The organism is Paenibacillus sp. CCS19, assembly GCF_033239625.1.
In the GTDB taxonomy this organism is placed as follows: Bacteria; Bacillota; Bacilli; order Paenibacillales; family Paenibacillaceae; genus Paenibacillus_T.
Window position 1 is genome coordinate 29,215 of the sequence record NZ_BTCK01000012.1, and the last position, 17,403, is coordinate 46,617.

Below are 17,403 nucleotides of genomic sequence, written 5' to 3' on the forward strand. Positions count from 1 at the left end.
AGCTCCTCTACGGGATATTGGTATTAATCAAAAGGGGTTATATCAACATGCCCGCACCGTCCAGACGGATGGTGGAGCCTGTCATGAACGAGGTTTCATCCGAGGCGATGTAGCAGGCCAGAGACGCGACGTCCGAAGGCAGTCCGACCCGTCCAAGCGGGAATTTGAGACGATTGGGCTCACGATGAGAAGTCTTGAACTTGCCGACATCGACTGCGCCGGGCGCGATCGTATTGACCGTGATGCCATATCGCGCGAGCTCGATGGCGCTTTCTCTGCCGAGCATTTTGATGCCGCCCTTCGACATGCAGTAGACCACGTCGAAATCGGTAGGCCGTTTGCCATGGACGGAGGAGATGTTAATGATCCGGCCGGAATTCCGTTCTTTCATATAAGGGATGACCGCCTGCATGCATTGCCAGTATCCCTTCAGGTTGATGTTCATGACGCGGTCGTATTGTTCTTCGGTATATTCGAACCACTGGATGTTGAGCTGCAGCGCTGCATTGTTGACCAGGATGTCGATGCCGCCAAGTTGAGCAACAGTCGCATCAACCATGCGGATGATTTGCTCTCGATCGGCAACGTCGGCTTGTACGATCATGCACTGGCCGCCGAACTCTTCAATGCGCTGCTGCGTGTCACGAGCTCCTTCATCGCTGGAATTATAGTGAACGGCAACCTTCGCGCCGCGTCCTGCAAGCTCGATGGCTATGCCTTTGCCGATACCTGTTCCCGCGCCGGTGACCAGTGCTGATTTACCTATCAGGCTGTGACTCATTGCGATCGCGTCTCCCCCTCGACGGGCTTGTTCATGCGATGATCCATATAATGCAAGATGAAGCCGCCATCCAGTCGAATGTCTGCTCCGTTGAGATAGCCCGATTCTTCCCCGGCCAGGAAGAAGGCAAGATCGCCTAGATCGTTAGCCGTTCCGAGCCTCGTGCCGGGAATCTTGTACCGATAATCGTTATAAAGTCCCGAGATATCACTTGGAAAAGAAGTGTCCGAACCTTCGACAGGACCCATCTCGATCACATTGACGCGGACGCCCGATCGGCCGAGAAACAAAGCTGCCTCATGAGCGAGCATCTTCAATGCACCTTGCGAGGCGCTATAAGCGAAGGACGATCCCGTCGGCTTCTCGTTATGAATAGAGCTGACGAAGATGAAGCTGCCGCTTCTTCTAGCTGACATCTTCCTGCCGAATGTCTGGGTGCACAGGAAGGCGGATTTGGTATTTCGCTGCATAATCTCGACAAATTCCGATTCCATGCAGCTTTCGACGCGAGTGGGCTTAATCAAACTGGAATTATGAATGACGACGTCGATTGGTCCAAGCAGCTGCTCGGCTTGATCCAGCATAGTCGTTAAGTCGCGGCTGCTGCATAGATCGACATGGGTAATGAGAACCTTAGCGCCTGCGGCTCTGCAGAACTGAATGACGTCTTGCCACTCTTGCTCGTCTTGCGCGCTATTCAGAATGAGATCCCAGTCACCCTGGCTGAAACGTGTGACAAGGCTCTCTCCGGACCAACTATCGGCATCTGCGATGAAGACTACTTTCCTGGGCAAACCGTGTACACCTCCCTCATGAATCATCGATTCCATTCGGTATGCGATTCACGTTACATGACCATCTTACCGAGCGACTGAAGCGAAAAGCGATGCCGTAAAATTATGATTTTGTTTGTTTTTTAACGATCGATGGGATGAAATGAAAGCGATTAATTTTCATCTTGACTTTCCCTTTCGGAGCGACTAGCATCGAATTATCGATTATCGATAATCCATATAAATTCCAATTCACAAGGTGGTGAGAGCTTGTGTCCATCGAAACAGCAAGTTCAGCTCATACTCCAATCTCTCTTAGCGAGCATGTCTATATCACCTTAAAGAGGCAGATTATGAAGGGCGAACTGCTGCCCGGACACCGCATGATCGTGCTTGATATCGCCAAACAATTCAGTGTCAGCCAGGCTCCCGTCAGAGAAGCGCTCGAGAGGTTGAAGCAGGAAGGGCTCATAGTCGGCAAGATGAATAAAGGATCGGCTGTTTCCGAGATAACCGCTCAGGAGATACGAGATATCTACGAGCTGAGGCAATTGGTCGAGGGAAGCGCGCTCCGCGCAACGATGAAGGTGCTGGAGGATAAGGATATTGCTTATCTAGAGAGTGTCATTGCCGGCATGCGGGAAGCGATTGATCAAGAGGATCCGTACCGATTGGTCGAATTGGATATGCTCTTTCACGGCTACTTCTATCTGCGTAGTGGGAATGCGCTGCTCTATGACATTTGGAATCGGATCAAAACAAAAATTATGCGTTTCATTTCGGTAACGAACCAGGATCACCAAGGCTACTCGATTCCTGACTCCCACTCCGTAATACTGGATCTCATCAAATCAGGCGACGTCGATCGTACGGAAGAGAATCTGATCAGGGGATTGGATTTCTATAAAAATTACACCGGAGAATAGCACGGGAGCCGTCATTCGTTATTCATCCTTTCACAAGAGAGGAGTGCCGATTATGATGCAAGGGGTAATGAGTCGTGCCCGGTCGCTGAACGATCTGCTCCCCGGCAGAAGCTTTGCCGCCAGAGATATGAAGTTGAGCTTAGAAGAGAACGGGCTTCATTCTTGTTATGTTTACCCGACTCTGGCTCTGTTCAGCGTGCATACCGCAGAGGGGGACTTATGGTCCCGAAGACATGCAGTCGACGAGCTGTATGCCGTTATCAACCGTTATAAGCCACGGAATACCGCCATCCTTCCGGATGACAAGGGTCATGTCGGAATCATTTTCTCATGGGACGATCGTGATTCCATAACAGCTTTGCACAGCAGCATCATCAGCCAAGAACATAGCGCCAACCCTCCATTGATCTCGGTAGGCATTAGCAATCCCTATCCGCATCTATCCGATCTGCATCACGGTTACGAGCAAGCCGTCCTCGCAGTGAAACACCGATTCTATCAGAACGACTCACAGCCCATCTATTTCAGCAGCATGACGGAGTACGCAAGCGACGCCGAATATCCATCGGTTATGGAAGATGAACTCCTGCATCTCTTGACCAGCGACTCGATTACCGAATACGGAACAATCCGTAAAGCGGTGGAACGCTTCTATGCGTCATTAACTCGGAATGGTCCGCTGCCGGTCAATAAAGTCGTTGACGTGACGCTTCAGCTTCTGGTCAGCCTGCAGCTCCGAATCAAATCCGCACATGGTCAGCCGCATCTATGCAGTACGCCCGATATTACGGCGCTTATGCAGCTGTACACGCTGGAAGAACTGCAAGAGGCGGTGAGTCAGGCGCTGAAGGGAATGGGGGGCACAACTTACTCCTCGGACTGCCTCGATCACAAATTGATTAAGAAAGCCATTACATTAATGGAAGAAGAGTTCGATCGGGCTTCGCTGCATTACGTGGCCGATAAAGTCTTTATTACACCCGCCTACTTAAGCACCTTATTCAAATCGAAGATGGGCATCACGTTTATCGAGCATCTGACCCGCATCCGAATTTCCAACGCCAAGAAACTGCTCAAGCAAACGCATCTGAAGAACTATGAAGTCGCCGAACGCGTCGGTTATAATGACTCTCGCTACTTCAGTCAAATATTCAAGAAGATGGTAGGTTTATCGCCAAGCGGATTCCGTGACGCGAACTAACGATCAACACGATCGCAATGGGGGTTATTTACGAATATAAAGGAGTGTGTCTAGTCATGAAACTAGCCGAATTCTTCACGTCTCATCCGAACCAATTGTGGCATCTCGCCAAGCAGATGGGCGTCGATTACGCCGTAGGTCCGCTGGCGAGGGAAGAGAACGGCCTGCGTCCTTGGGATTATATGAACCTGCTCCACATGAAGCAGCGCTTCGAGAATCATGGCATCGAGCTGCTTGTCATCGAATCGGCGCCGCCGACGAATAAGATAAAGCTCGGACTGCCGGGCCGCGATGAAGAAATCGAATGGATGGGGCAGCTCATAACGAATATGGGCGCGCTCGGCATTCCCGTCTTATGTTACAACTTCATGGCGCAATTCAATTGGTTCCGTACATCAACGACGACGCGTACCCGCGGCGGAGCCCTGGTGTCCAGCTACGACCATTCCTTGATGCAGAACGCGCCGCTTACGGAAGCGGGCATCGTGACCGAAGATCAGTTATGGGACAATCTGCAATATTACTTGGAGAGAATTGTTCCGATTGCCGAGAAAGCGAAGGTGAAGCTGGCGCTGCATCCGGACGATCCACCGATAAGTCCGATTCGCGGCGTATCGCGCATTCTGCGTAATGCAGAGGCGCTGCAGCGCGCGATCGATCTCGTGCCGAGCGAATACAGCGGCATTACGTTATGCCAAGGCACGCTTGCGACTGCAGGCGAGCATATTCCGGATGTCATTCGCCATTTTGCGAAGCAGGACAAGCTGTTCTTCGTCCATTTCCGCGATGTTGTCGGAACGCCGGACAAGTTCCACGAGACGTTCCATGATGACGGCCAGACCGATATGTACGAGGCGATGAAGGTGTATTATGAGGTCGGATTCGACGGTCCGGCGAGGCCCGATCATGTACCGACAATGGAAGGGGAAGACAATACGAACCCCGGGTATGAAACGCTTGGACGGCTTTATGGCGTCGGTTATATTAAAGGCTTGATGGAGGCTGCCGCTGCGGAACGGAGGAAGTCTTCGGCCGGGATCCAAGACGGAATAGCCGTCCAATAGAATAGATGAAGAAGCTATGCAGACTGCGGCTGCATAGCTTTTTTTGTCCAAGATAGGCTCTATCGCAAGTCCGGCAAGAGCGTAAAAAAACAAACCATTTCATAATTCTATCGCATGTTCATGTGTAAGCGATTTCAATAAGATTAGCTCTATACAATCTGTGAGGGGGGATGAACGTGAGATGAATGCTGAAGCGGTGGTGAATAAGCAGGCGTCAGCAAAGCTGCGCCTGACGAAGAAGAAGCTCAAAGGCTCAAACGATAATCTGGCAGGCTACATATTCATATCGCCATGGCTGATCGGTTTCTTGCTGCTGACGGTGTGGCCGATCCTCCAATCGTTTTATTTGTCCTTTACCGAGTATTCGCTGCTCGAAGCTCCGACCTGGACGGGAATGGATAACTACACCAACATCTTCACGAACGATACCGATTTTACAACGTCGCTGAAGGTCACCTTTATATTCGTATTGTTCTCTGTCCCGCTTAAGCTGTTCTTCTCCTTGATGGTCGCGATCATGTTGAACAAGAATGTGAAGGGCATGAACTTCTATCGAACGGCGATTTATTTTCCTTCTCTCATTGGCGGGAGCATTGCCGTATCCGCGCTATGGCGCAATATGTTCAACCTGAACGGGTATTTCAATCATGTGCTGGCCTGGTTCGGCATCGAGGGCGTCGGTTGGATCACGAATCCGCACACTTCTCTCGGAACATTGATTCTGCTTAATACGTGGCAATTCGGTTCTACGATGGTCATCTTCCTGGCTGGTCTGAAGCAGATTCCGGGCGAATTGTACGAATCGGCGTCGGTCGACGGCGCTACGGGAATACGGAAGTTCTTCCACATCACGCTGCCGATGCTGTCGCCCGTCATGTTCTTCAACTTAGTGCTCGGCATTATCGGTTCCTTCCAAATGTTCACCTCGGCATTCATCATTACGCAAGGTGGACCGATCAACTCAACTTATATGTACGCCCTGTTCCTCTACGATAAGGCGTTTAAGCATTATCAGATGGGATACGCATCCGCGCTTGCTTGGATTCTGCTAGTTATCGTAGCGCTCATGACCGCTATTAACTTCCTAGTATCGCGATACTGGGTATTCTACGAAACGGATGGAGGGAAGTCGAAGTGATCAAATCGCTGAAGAAGAGTCCCGTCACCAGCCATCTGCTGTTGATCGCGTTCTCCCTCCTCATGCTGTACCCGGTCATCTGGTGGATTGGCGCTTCGCTCAAAACGACGGCCGAGATGAGCTCGCCTTCCATCTGGCCTTCCAAGCCGATCTGGGAGAATTACACGAAGGGTTGGCAGTTTTCGCCTGAATTCACGTTTGCCCGGTTCTTCGGCAATACGCTCATGATGGAGTTCTGGAACGTGCTGGGCGGCGTACTTACAAGTGCGATCGTCGCATACGGATTTGCCCGACTGAACTTCAAGTTCCGCGGCGTGTTATTCTCGATTCTGTTGCTCACGATGATGCTGCCGGGGCAGGTGACGATCGTTCCGCAGTATATTCTCTACAATAAGCTGCATCTGATGGACAGCTACATTCCGCTTATTCTGCCGCATTTCTTCGGCGGCGGCGCATTCTTCATCTTCCTGCTTGTCCAATTCATAAGAGGCATCCCGCGGGAGCTCGATGAAGCGGCCAAGATCGACGGTGCGACGGTATACAGCATTTTCTACCGAATCGTTCTCCCCCTGATCAAGCCTGCATTGGTGACGGTGGCGATCTTCACATTCTTATGGAGCTGGGACGATTTCTTCGCGCAAGTGCTGTATTTGAACTCGGTCAGCAAATTTACGGTCAGCCTTGCATTGCGTATGTACGTGGATCAGTTCGAAATCCAATGGGGCAGGCTGCTCGCGATGTCACTGCTTTCGGTTGTGCCGTCCACCATTTTGTTTCTCGTCGCGCAGAAGCATTTCGTCGAAGGCATCGCAACGACGGGCTTAAAGGGATAGCTGCATGGCAGATCCCGCGTCTCAATACAGCGTAAAGGGGAAAAGAGAATGGAGAACAAAGTATTGTCCAAAGGAATGGCGTTATTGACAGTTGGCGCAATGTTAGCATTGACGGCTTGCGGGAGCGGAGGTTCGTCGAAGGATGACGGCTCTGTGAAGCTGAAGATCATGTGGCAAGGACCGGATACGAGGCATCAAGCGATGCTGAAGACACAAGAGGTGTATACAGGCCTCAATCCATCGATCACCTTCTCGCCTGAATACATGGCATGGGATGATTACTGGAAGAAGCTTCCGACGCTGGCCGCTTCCCATTCGATGCCGGATGTCCTTCATATGGACGGTGCGTACATTCAAGAGTATGCGACAAGAGGCACGCTCGAGGATCTATCCAGCATGGATCTCTCCGGCGTCATCGACGATAAAACGTTGGAGAACTTAAAGATAGACGGCAAGCTGTACGGCATTCCGATCAGCCGTAACGCGCAAGGGATAGCGTTTAATAAGGAAGCGCTCGCTGCTGCCGGCATCGAGCTGCCGAAGAAAGACTGGACTTGGGATGAATTCTTCGACTTTGCGAGAAATGCGCGCGCCAAGCTTGCGGACGGCGTCTATCCGATCAGCGATTCGGATACGTGGGACTTCTACCAATATTATCAGACGTCGAACGGCAAAGGACCGATTATCCAAGAGAATGGCACGAAGTTCAATCTGGACAAAGAGCTGTTCACGAAGTTCTATGGCATCTACGCCGAATTCCGCGAGAAGAAAATCGTTCCTCCCGCGGACATGGTCAGCTCGTTCAAGGAGAACGACCCGCAAGCGGACCCGATGGCAAGCGGCAATGTGATGACGCGGGGCGCAACGGTCGGTTCGGTGGGCGCGCTTGAGCAGTTAATGCCGGGGAAAGTGGACGTCGTCAACATTCCGGTGGGGCCAGAAGGCGGCGGATGGGCGCAGCCGACCATCTTCCTGAGCGTCAGCACCGACTCCAAGCATAAGGATGAGGCGAAGGCTTTCATCAAATGGTTCGTGACGGAGACGCAAGCCGGCCAAACGTATGGCATGAACTTCGGCATTCCGATCAATGACGCCATCTACAAGGCGCTTGAGCCTAACTTGCAGCCGAAGGATATATTGGGCAACAAATTGTACGCTACGGCGAAGGATAAGGCGCTGCCGTTCTATCCGGCTGCAGCAGGCTGGACGGAGTGGGTGGACAACTACAAGAAAACGATGGATGCCGTTATGTTCGGCCAGAAATCGATCGAAGATGCGTATAATGAAATATCCAAAGCAGGCAATGCGATCGCAGAGAAACAGAGTGCGAAGTAATGCTTTACGACATGAAGGGCGGCAAACCCATTCCGGGTTGCCGCCCTTCAGCTGCGTCCGGTTCCGATACTCGTCTATCTCTATAGCGACGTGAATATATTAGGTAGCAGGCCATGGGATGCACGGTGGAGGAGGGATTGGAGAATGGAAGCTAATTCAACGGGTTCAACGATAGATGCAGGCGAAGCATCCAGTGATCGAATAGCTGGATTTATTGCTTTTATACGAGAGTTAAACGATCTTCTTCAGAGGGAATTCGATTTATCTCCATCTAATTCAGCCGTTACGCTGATGATAAGTCATCTGTCACGCCTGCTGCGATTAAGTTACTCGCCTGAAGAGGCACAAGCCGTTCTTAATCATGAATATATCCGGCTCCACCAACGAAGCTTGCAGGATAAATTGTCAGAAGCCGAGTTTCTAGCAGAGTTAAAGGATGCACAGGATATGTGCAAATCCGAGGGTTCAATAATGGATATCGTAACAAGTCTTCCTAACTGGCATATCTATGTGGCGCTAGTGGGTAAGGAGCTGTCCATCCTTCGTACATACATTCGAGAGAAAGGCCAAGTAGATGAGCCGCCTATTGTATTCGTTGGCAGCGGCCCGATGCCGATCAGTCCGATCATTCTGCACCTGTTCGGCGAGGTAGAAGTTATCTGCGTAGAAATGAACGAGGCAGCGTATGAGGCATCCTGTTCTTTACTTGCTCACTTAGGTCTTGGCGATAAAGTGTCGGTCGTCCTCGTGAACGGATCGGATTTCGATTACAGCCCGTACCGTCATATCTTCATGGCCAGTCTTGTTCACAACAAACAAGAGGTGCTTGAACAGATTCAACGAACGTCATCCAATCCTCTGGTTGCTGTTCGCACAGCAGAGGGAATGAAGCAGATGATGTATGAAGCGATTGATGAGACGCAGTTGAGTGAGCAGCGGTGGCGGATTGCAGGACGAACACATCCGGATCAAGACCTGGTCATTAACTCAACCTTGTTTCTTGAACGGGATGAGCGCGAATAAGACGGTCACAAATGAACAACACCGCAGTCGTCTGCGGTGTTGTTTTTTTATTTTTTCGAACGACAAGATAGGTTCTAATGCGACGCAAAAAGCTAGCGGCTATATGATTCTCAGGTTGCTCCATATGTATCTATGGATTTCCTTGTCGTATCTAATCGAAATAATTACGAAAAAGATAATTGTCATTCGCTAGCATTATTTCTATAATTGTACTACGTAATCATTACGATTAGGAGGGGCGTGCTTGAACCAGAACGCAACATTACGCTGGAAGCCGGAATTTACTTATATCGCTGTCATTGCCCTAATTGTGGCCATTGCACTCCATCCTGAATGGTTGAGTACGGATCTATTGGTCAATTCCGCTCGGTGGAGTACGTTCAGAACGATGCTGATCAGCATTATTCTGGAGACTTTGCCATTCCTGCTGCTTGGCGTGGCCGTGTCCTCATTGATGCATGTGTTTATCCCGGAGGCATGGATTCGCCGCTTCATTCCGAGCAATCCAGTGCTTGGCATCTTGATCGCCAGCATGTTAGGAATCTTGTTTCCAGTGTGTGAATGCGGTCTTATCCCGATCGTTAGAAGGCTGATGGCCAAGGGTATGCCGCTCTATGCGGGGGTTGTATTCATGCTCGCGGGTCCGGTCGTCAACCCAGTCGTTTATTCTGCTACCTATGTTGCTTTTCGGAGCAGGCAGGAGATCGTATATGCTCGCATGGGACTAGCCGTCGCTGTTGCTGTCGCAATTGGATTCATTGTCTATTTCTTCATCAAGCGCAATCCGATCAAGAATGCACTGGCGCATATGCCTACTCCATCAACGTTGAATGTACTTAAGGTGACGGTAAGAGGCGACAAATGGGGCGAAGCGATGCGGCATGCGGGCAGCGAATTTTTTGATATGGGCAAATATGTGATTGTCGGTTCCATTCTAGCTGCGCTTCTCCAATCCTTGGTCCCACGCTCCGAACTGCTCGCAATTGGTCAAGGAGAGTATGCCTCCCATCTCTTTATGATGAGCTTTGCTTATTTCCTGTCGTTATGTTCCACCTCTGACGCATTTGTCGCTTCCTCGTTCCTAGGCACGTTCTCTGCCAGTTCGCTTTTAACGTTTATGGTATTCGGGCCGATGATTGATATGAAAGGAACGTTGATGCTGCTCTCTGTATTCAGGGCAAGGTTTGTTGTGCTTATTATCGCGTTGATCGCAATCCTTGTACCTATCGGATCATGGCTCGTAGAGACGCTTATCTGGTAGATGCTAGCTTGCGCCGTACAGAATCGAATGGAGGTAATATTGGATGGTTGAACATCGTCACCTAACGGTGCATCATCTTCTTCGAGCTGTGATACTAGCGGGCTTCTCGTTCTATGTCGTTCATTTGGTGAAGATTGATAGGCTGCAATACTACATTGCTCCGCGAATGACGCCTTATATCAAATATTCGGCTGTTGCGATGTTTCTGCTGGCTGCCTATTATCTTTACCTGGCCCTGCAAGGCTCTGATCATAAACATCATGGCTCTGACTGTGAATGCGCACATGAGCCGACTCGTTCCTTATCAAGAAATATCGTTATCTATGGTTTGTTTCTGCTGCCGCTGATGCTTGGTTTTGCATTTCCTGATCGGATAATGGGAAGCGATGCAGCAGCGGTCAAGGGAATGAAGCTGACGGTGCAGAACGCTCGATTGCCTGGCAATACAGAGACGGCGGCATCGGTAGAGTCAGGCGGAAGCGGGTCTATCTTGCCCAAGTCGGAGTCTGTGCAAACCGGAGCGGTCCTGCCTGTTTCCGAGCCATCTGCTTCATCGGAGCTTGATCGGTTGTTTCCGTATGATGAATTCTCGAAGGACTTCGCGGATCTTGGTAAACTGCTTTACGGCAAGAAGGTCATTACCGTCAAGGAAGAAGGGTTCTTGGATTATATTACAGCGCTCGATATTTACCGAGATAACTTTATTGGCGCAACCGTTGCGATCAGTGGCTTTGTCTATCGAGAAAATGATATGGCGAGCGATCAATTCGTCGTCTCTCGTATGGCAATGTCATGCTGCACAGCGGATGCTGAACCGTATGGTTTGATGGCGCAGTGGAGCAAGGCGGCCGATTTCAACGAGGATACTTGGATTACGTTAACCGGCGAATTAGAGGTTACCGAATATAGGGGCAATGAGATCCTTGTATTAAACGCGCGTAAAGTGACCCCGATTCATGCGCCGAAAGATCCGTATGTGTATCCTTACTTTGGGGATATTACGGAGCTGGAGAAGCAATAGACAACAATGAACCAGCCATGTCTTTCGAATGGCTGGTTTTTGTTTGAAGGAGTTTCGCTGATAGTCATTTTTCCTTATTGACAATTAGGTTTGTTGTCTTGATTATGATAAAGATAGGCAAACATCCCATTAAGTATGCTGAGACTGATAAAAGTAGGAGAAAAGGTTAAAAAATTAAATGAATTGAATACACCTCGTGACCTTGCATAAGGAGTGTAAGTCATATGCATCATCAGACGATCATCATCGCAGCGATTGTTGTGATTATTGTGTCTTTGCCTTTTATCATTTGCGCCGGCAAAGCATACCAACGCAAGAGAGAATCCGAGCTGCTTCTTATCGAATCGGAAAGCAAATACCGTGCATTAGTCGAGCACGCAGTCGATATGTTTTTAGTTAACGAATTTGATAGGGATCGAATGGCGTTTATCGAAGTGAACGAACTCGTCTATCGTTTGCTGGGATATACGCGACAAGAACTGGATACGATGTCTCCGATCGATCTATGCGTCCAAGATCCATTGTTGATTGAGCGGTACAAGCTGCTTCTTCAGCAATTAGACGAGACGGGATTTGTACATTACACGACCAAGCTGCAAAGTAAAGATGGCCGAATTATTCCAGTAGATGCGAATGCTAAAGTTATCGATTTGAATGGGAAGCGCGTGGTCATCAACATTCTCCGCGATATATCCGAGAGCTATGCAACGGAACTGGCCTTGAAGGAAAGCGAGGAACGCTACAGACGTCTCATTGAGCTGCTCCCGGACTCGGTCGCGGTTTACACGGATGGACAGGTTGCGTATCTGAACGATTCCGGAGCGCGTATGTTTGGGGCGACAAGTCCTCAAGAAATCCTCGGGATGTCCTTAATTGACTTTGTCGACCCGGACTTCCGGGCATTGGTCGTTAGACGGGCACATGGCATCTTAAAGAATCAGATCCCGTCAGATCCGATCGAAATATTATTGCATCGCTTGGATGGCTCCACGTTCTATGGGATGGTGCAGTCAACGCCGATCGTATATCGGGGGAAGCCATCCATACTGGTCGTGGTGCACGACATTACGAAGAGAAAGCAAACGGAGCAAGCGCTTAAAGAGAGTGAAGAGCAGTATCGTAAAATGTTCGAGCTGTCGCCCAATGCGATTTGCTTAATCGATGAGAATGGCAAAATCGTGTTCGTCAATGACAAGGCCGTTGAACTGTTCGAAGCGGATTCCTATTCTTCACTGGTTGGCGTCGAGAAGTTCGATATCATCGCTCCTGCATTCCGGGAGGAAAGCAAAGCGCGGTTCCAATCCATATTTAGCAGGGAATATTCTGGGCTAACGTATGAGAATCATTTTGTAACGCTGCAGGGACATGTATTTGTTGCGGAGGTGTCCGTGACATGCGTACAATTCGACGGGGAATTAGTGGCGCTGGCTCATATTCAGGACATATCCAAGCGCAAAGAGGAAGAGGAGCAGCTGCAAGAAACGAACCGTTGGCTTAAAGAGCTGTCCACGATCGATGGGCTGACCGGCATCTCCAACCGTAGACATTTTGAAGAGATGCTTAAACAAGAATGGACCGATTCCGCTGAATACGCGACGCCGTGCTCCGTTATTTTGTTCGATATCGATTATTTCAAGCGATTTAACGATACGTATGGTCACCAAGGCGGAGATGCTTGTCTTCGAAATATCGCTTCGAGCATACAAACGCTCATGAAGCGGCCGGATGATGTATTTGCCCGTTACGGAGGCGAGGAGTTCGTTATCCTGCTGCCGCAAACCAATGCCAACGAGGCATTGCTCTTGGCGGAAAGAATTGAACAGCTCGTCACGACACTCGGAATCCCTCATGCAGCATCCAAAGTTAGTGATCACGTAACGGTTAGTATTGGAGTCGCGACAATGACGGCTGTCCCAGGCTTGAAGCGCAGAGATCTGATCGAACAAGCGGATCGAGCGCTCTATCAAGCCAAGTTAGCCGGCAGGAACCGCATTGTAATGAACGATTCAAATGGACAAGAAGCGTGCTCAACCGTTTAACGGGGGCACGCTTTTCTTGTCGTGTACACTGACTCTAGGTAATGGCAGCCTCCCTCGCCGCATTGTGAGCCAGTCTATGTAAGTCATTGTTGGCTTTATGTTTGCCTATGTACTTAATTTGAACGTCAAGGTCGGGGAACGTTCGGTTGATGCCGGCAAGTGTCGCTAACAGGTGATTCCTGCCTTGTTCATCATGTGAATGCGCGAAGCGGTCTTGACTTAATAAACGTGCAATACGGCTGCAATCGGTATAAATGACGGCGATTTTCGGTCGATGTTCCGATAGTGCTGCTGCCAGTGTTTCCAGACTAAACACGATTGCCATCATTTCACCGTAGATCGAGCCTTTGTCCTGTTCCAACGGCAGTTTCTGAGCTGTTACGTTGATCGTTCGATTATATACAGCACAGCATGCTGCTCCGTAAACGTTGGATGTTGAGAAGCCGGCATAATCGCAGTACAAGAACATCGTTCCTCGATTCATCATATTTTGCCTCAAGGTAGGATTCGTCATTGCTTTGCTCATAGTGAGTTCTTGTATGTTAACCATGATCGTTCTCCTAACGTGCAGGGTAATGGATGATGTTCTGGCTTCTTCGAGGTTTGGTTGCTCGATACCACTGGCAGCATAGAATGAACACGAGAACAATGTCGATGACGTCGCCGCCGTAATACATCAGCATGCCGGCTGCTTCAGCCTGCTCTAAGGCTACCCCATGCGGTGGGTGAGCATAGATATGTTTGGATAGAATGCCATGGCAGGCGGAAGCAATGACCAACACAGCTGCTCGGTATACGAATGAAACGCGATGGCGGATCGGGTCAATATAGAGGATGGAAGCTGTGAACAGATAGCCAGCCACAATCATATGCGCATGAACGATGAAGTAGAGAAGGCTGCTGTCGTGCAGATGCGTGTACAGGCTGGTCGTATACAAGAGCCACAAACCGCCGATATGCAGGAAAGCCGTCACCGCAGGATGAGTCAATCGGCGCAAAGGCCAGCTGTTTAAAGCTTGGGAAACGCGTCTAGCAGAAGGAATGCTTAACGTCCTCAGCACAAGCGTCATTGGCGCAGCCAACACCATAAGCAGCGGCGCCAGCATTCCCAATAACAAATGATTGATCATATGAGCTTGGAAATCGCCAGCGGCACGTTGGGATAGGTGACCGGTTACCCCAGTCATGGCGAAGAGAGAACCAACTGTCCAACTAACCGTGCGAATAATTGGCCAAGGCTTGTAATACCTGCTTGTAACAATCACAGCGATAATATACGCGGTGATCGCGAGCGTGAACGGAAGTGCGGGCAGCAGCGGAGTTCCTTCAGATAAGTGAACATGATGATAGCTGGGCATGTTCACGCTATGCGATCCTTCCAGCTTGTCCATTGCGAGCCTTCACGATCTGAAATAGGCCCATAAGGATCATGAGACATGCGGCCAAATTCCAGATCAGGTCATAAATAAACACATGGTCGACATAACGAATTTGGTGAAGCTTCATCCATTTGTGCTGGATAGTGCCATCGTAAAGTTGAAACATACCCCCAGCGAACTGCGAGGCCCCCAGCCATCTGCGAATGGAGAGGGCGTTCTTTCTTCGAAGATCAGCTAGTAAGAATAGCCCTCCTATGGTCGCGATCCAGCTGAAAGCATGGAACAATCCATCCGAGACCAGACCTAGCCCTGTTGTAGATTTGTCATAAAAATGATGCCAGTGCAGCAGCTGATGGAAGAGAGTCTCATCGATAAAAGCAACCATGCCAAGTCCGAACAAAGCGCCCGACCATAGATTACGGTTGTAGATTCTCGTTCCTGGCATATTGGTGCTAGCTGTTGTCATCTTCTTCACCCTTTGTCTGTTTATACAAAAATCCGCGGGACTCCGCGGATTCTCTTGCAGCAATATGCAATTACTCGTTATGCAAATCGACGATATCATCCAGCACAGACGAATGCTCTTGGCTGGCAGCAAGCACTTCTTGATCCACAGCGTTTAATCCTTGAATCTGCTCGGCTGCTTGCGCTTGACGATTCAACTGCTTCTCAGCCTGTCCGATTCCAGTGGCGCCTTGATGGCCTTTGCTTGAACTCATGGTAGTCACCTTCCTTCATTGCTGAATGCCGATGGTTATCATTATTCGGCTTGAATAGTATATCCAAGCGTTCCCATTCCCATCAGGCTATACCTGAATAATGATGGGCAGAATCATCGGTCTTCTCTTCGTCTTCGCATACAGAAACTTTCCGACCGCTTCCTTCAGATCCTGCTTGTACAGTCCCCATGGTATATGATGCTTCGTTTCCTCCTGATGCTCTTCCATAACCTGCAGCGTAATGCGATGAACTTCGTCCATCAAACCTTCCGATTCTCTAACTAGGACGAAGCCGCGGGAGATTATATCCGGTCCGGATATGATCTTGTTCTCTGCTTTCCCGAACGTGATCACGATAATGAGAATGCCGTCTGCAGACAACACTTTGCGGTCGCGCAAGACCACATGCCCGACATCGCCGATCCCAAGACCATCTACGTAAGTATCGCCATTCGGAACGCTTCGTTCTTGGAAGGCTTCCGAGCCTGCGAAATCGACAACATCACCATTGTTTAGGATGAAAATATTGTTTGCCTCGACGCCGACGGATTCCGCTAACAATTGATGCAGATAAAGCATGCGGTATTCGCCATGGATGGGGATGAAATATCGCGGCTTCATCAAAGTAAGCATCAATTTCAGTTCTTCCTGGCATGCATGCCCAGAGACATGCATGCCGGTATTCGAGCCTGACCCGTATATCACTCGTGCCTTGCGCTCGAACAGGTTGTCTACGATTCGAGAGACATTCCGCTCGTTGCCTGGAATAGGCGAGGAGGCGAATATGACGGTATCGCCAGGAAAAACAGCGAACTGCCGATGATTGCCGCTGGCGATTCGCCCTAGTGCAGCCATCGGCTCTCCCTGGCTGCCGGTGCAAAGTACGACGATTTCATCGCGTTTGTATTTGTTCACTTCATCGGCATTCACGACCATCGTTTGGGACACCGTCAGATAACCTAATTTGGTAGCGATATCGACGACGTTCACCATGCTTCTGCCAGCTAAGGCGATTTTGCGATCCGTCTTGGCGGCGGCATCAATGATTTGTTGCAATCGATGCACGTTGGAAGCGAAGGTGGTGATATAGATCATTCCGCTGCCATTCATGAACGCTTCTAGAATATTGGCGCCGACGAGCCGTTCGGAAGGGGTGAAGCCAGGACGTTCTGCGTTCGTGCTTTCGGATAATAGCGCGAGAACGCCGTTTTTGCCGATCTCGGCCATTTTGTGAATATCGGCATATTGGTTGTTGACCGGCGTCAGATCGAATTTGAAATCCCCGGTATGAACGACCGTTCCTTGCGGCGTATGGAAAACAACTCCCAAGCAATCCGGAATGCTATGGTTCGTGCTAAAGAAGCTGAGCGGTAATTCGCCGAGCGTGATCTCGGATTGAGCATCAATCTGATGCAGCTCAGCCGTGCTCAGCAGTCCATGCTCCTTCAGCTTCGCTTTGATCAAGCCGAGCGTCAATCGTGTTGCATAGATCGGCATATTCAATTGTTTGATGATATAGGGAATTCCCCCGATGTGATCCTCATGACCGTGGGTAACGACAAGTCCTCGTACATGGTTCGCATTCTCAATCAAATAAGAGATGTCCGGAATAATGACATCGATGCCGAGCAGGCTTTCGTCAGGAAATTTCGAACCGCAATCGACAACGACGATATCGTCCCCGCTCTGTATGACATACATGTTCTTGCCAATCTCATTAACTCCGCCAAGCGGTATGATGGATAATCGATCGTTGACCATCTGTTGCATTCCACCAATCAATCATATTTTAACCAATATCCGTTTTGTTGTTCCCCTCGAAATATGCATTTATGCTTCCGATGGTTGCTTCAGATAAATCTGGGGGTATGCGATCCTCTTTACCCTCCTTAGAGGAATATGCTGGTACT

17 protein-coding genes are annotated in these 17,403 nt (G+C 49.7%); 10 read left to right on the forward strand and 7 right to left on the reverse strand.

Translation table 11 applies throughout. The annotated features are described in order from the left end of the window. Positions 1–37: 37 nt before the first annotated feature. Together SBI19_RS10815 and SBI19_RS10820 are read right to left on the reverse strand one after the other, a co-directional pair. A complete protein-coding gene (locus tag SBI19_RS10815; protein WP_317967888.1) occupies positions 38–781 on the reverse strand; it encodes an SDR family NAD(P)-dependent oxidoreductase in 744 nt (247 codons plus the stop codon). Beyond that, entirely contained in the window at positions 778–1,575 is a 798-nt protein-coding gene (locus SBI19_RS10820; protein WP_317967890.1) for an SDR family NAD(P)-dependent oxidoreductase, read from the reverse strand. The genes SBI19_RS10815 and SBI19_RS10820 overlap by 4 nt, the downstream gene beginning before the upstream one ends. A gap of 251 nt (positions 1,576–1,826) precedes the next feature. Between SBI19_RS10820 and SBI19_RS10825 the strand changes: the two genes are divergently transcribed. The 10 genes from SBI19_RS10825 (at position 1,827) to SBI19_RS10870 (ending at position 13,395) form a co-directional block, all read left to right on the forward strand. Continuing rightward, positions 1,827–2,480: a GntR family transcriptional regulator gene (locus SBI19_RS10825; protein WP_317967892.1), complete on the forward strand. Its 654-nt coding sequence runs from the start codon at positions 1,827–1,829 to the stop codon at positions 2,478–2,480. A gap of 52 nt (positions 2,481–2,532) precedes the next feature. Beyond that, entirely contained in the window at positions 2,533–3,681 is a 1,149-nt protein-coding gene (locus tag SBI19_RS10830) for a helix-turn-helix domain-containing protein (protein WP_317967894.1), read from the forward strand. Positions 3,682–3,737: 56 nt separating this feature from the next. Then, on the forward strand, positions 3,738–4,745 hold the full coding sequence (locus SBI19_RS10835) for a mannonate dehydratase (RefSeq protein WP_317967896.1): 1,008 nt from the start codon (positions 3,738–3,740) through the stop codon (positions 4,743–4,745). Positions 4,746–4,926: 181 nt separating this feature from the next. Next, positions 4,927–5,883: a carbohydrate ABC transporter permease gene (locus SBI19_RS10840; protein WP_317967898.1), complete on the forward strand. Its 957-nt coding sequence runs from the start codon at positions 4,927–4,929 to the stop codon at positions 5,881–5,883. After that, positions 5,883–6,716, forward strand: a complete 834-nt coding sequence (locus SBI19_RS10845) for a carbohydrate ABC transporter permease (RefSeq protein ID WP_317968043.1) — start codon at positions 5,883–5,885, stop codon at positions 6,714–6,716. The genes SBI19_RS10840 and SBI19_RS10845 overlap by 1 nt, the downstream gene beginning before the upstream one ends. 48 nt (positions 6,717–6,764) lie before the next feature. Next, the gene (locus SBI19_RS10850; RefSeq protein ID WP_317967900.1) at positions 6,765–8,051 is read left to right on the forward strand and encodes an ABC transporter substrate-binding protein; all 1,287 of its coding nucleotides are present in this window, start codon (positions 6,765–6,767) and stop codon (positions 8,049–8,051) included. 144 nt (positions 8,052–8,195) lie between these two features. Beyond that, complete coding sequence (locus tag SBI19_RS10855) at positions 8,196–9,074, forward strand: nicotianamine synthase family protein (RefSeq protein ID WP_317967902.1); 879 nt, start codon at positions 8,196–8,198, stop codon at positions 9,072–9,074. A 244-nt stretch (positions 9,075–9,318) separates the two neighbouring features. Then, a complete protein-coding gene (locus SBI19_RS10860; protein ID WP_317967904.1) occupies positions 9,319–10,335 on the forward strand; it encodes a permease in 1,017 nt (338 codons plus the stop codon). Between the two features lie 43 nt (positions 10,336–10,378). Further along, a complete protein-coding gene (locus SBI19_RS10865) occupies positions 10,379–11,356 on the forward strand; it encodes a TIGR03943 family putative permease subunit (protein ID WP_317967906.1) in 978 nt (325 codons plus the stop codon). A gap of 224 nt (positions 11,357–11,580) precedes the next feature. Then, positions 11,581–13,395, forward strand: coding sequence for a sensor domain-containing diguanylate cyclase (locus SBI19_RS10870; protein WP_317967908.1), 1,815 nt, complete (start codon positions 11,581–11,583; stop codon positions 13,393–13,395). A gap of 34 nt (positions 13,396–13,429) precedes the next feature. Here SBI19_RS10870 and SBI19_RS10875 read toward each other — a convergent pair whose 3' ends face one another. The 5 genes from SBI19_RS10875 to SBI19_RS10895 all read right to left on the reverse strand — a co-directional run bounded on the left by SBI19_RS10875 (position 13,430) and on the right by SBI19_RS10895 (position 17,254). After that, entirely contained in the window at positions 13,430–13,945 is a 516-nt protein-coding gene (locus SBI19_RS10875) for a hypothetical protein (protein WP_317967910.1), read from the reverse strand. Positions 13,946–13,955: 10 nt separating this feature from the next. Next, complete coding sequence (locus SBI19_RS10880) at positions 13,956–14,759, reverse strand: cytochrome c oxidase assembly protein (protein WP_483312273.1); 804 nt, start codon at positions 14,757–14,759, stop codon at positions 13,956–13,958. A gap of 1 nt (position 14,760) precedes the next feature. Further along, complete coding sequence (locus SBI19_RS10885) at positions 14,761–15,240, reverse strand: DUF2243 domain-containing protein (RefSeq protein ID WP_317967914.1); 480 nt, start codon at positions 15,238–15,240, stop codon at positions 14,761–14,763. Positions 15,241–15,310: 70 nt separating this feature from the next. After that, entirely contained in the window at positions 15,311–15,493 is a 183-nt protein-coding gene (locus SBI19_RS10890) for a hypothetical protein (protein WP_317967916.1), read from the reverse strand. A gap of 87 nt (positions 15,494–15,580) precedes the next feature. Beyond that, entirely contained in the window at positions 15,581–17,254 is a 1,674-nt protein-coding gene (locus SBI19_RS10895; protein ID WP_317967918.1) for a ribonuclease J, read from the reverse strand. Positions 17,255–17,403: the final 149 nt, after the last annotated feature.

Coding starts and splice junctions, on each gene's coding strand:
- SBI19_RS10830 (WP_317967894.1), top strand. CDS start 2,533: ATGATGCAAGGGGTAATGAGTCGTGCCCGGTCGCTGAACGATCTGCTC.
- SBI19_RS10885 (WP_317967914.1), bottom strand. CDS start 15,240: ATGACAACAGCTAGCACCAATATGCCAGGAACGAGAATCTACAACCGT.
- SBI19_RS10815 (WP_317967888.1), bottom strand. CDS start 781: ATGAGTCACAGCCTGATAGGTAAATCAGCACTGGTCACCGGCGCGGGA.
- SBI19_RS10855 (WP_317967902.1), top strand. CDS start 8,196: ATGGAAGCTAATTCAACGGGTTCAACGATAGATGCAGGCGAAGCATCC.
- SBI19_RS10875 (WP_317967910.1), bottom strand. CDS start 13,945: ATGGTTAACATACAAGAACTCACTATGAGCAAAGCAATGACGAATCCT.
- SBI19_RS10840 (WP_317967898.1), top strand. CDS start 4,927: ATGAATGCTGAAGCGGTGGTGAATAAGCAGGCGTCAGCAAAGCTGCGC.
- SBI19_RS10895 (WP_317967918.1), bottom strand. CDS start 17,254: ATGGTCAACGATCGATTATCCATCATACCGCTTGGCGGAGTTAATGAG.
- SBI19_RS10850 (WP_317967900.1), top strand. CDS start 6,765: ATGGAGAACAAAGTATTGTCCAAAGGAATGGCGTTATTGACAGTTGGC.
- SBI19_RS10835 (WP_317967896.1), top strand. CDS start 3,738: ATGAAACTAGCCGAATTCTTCACGTCTCATCCGAACCAATTGTGGCAT.
- SBI19_RS10870 (WP_317967908.1), top strand. CDS start 11,581: ATGCATCATCAGACGATCATCATCGCAGCGATTGTTGTGATTATTGTG.
- SBI19_RS10865 (WP_317967906.1), top strand. CDS start 10,379: ATGGTTGAACATCGTCACCTAACGGTGCATCATCTTCTTCGAGCTGTG.
- SBI19_RS10890 (WP_317967916.1), bottom strand. CDS start 15,493: ATGAGTTCAAGCAAAGGCCATCAAGGCGCCACTGGAATCGGACAGGCT.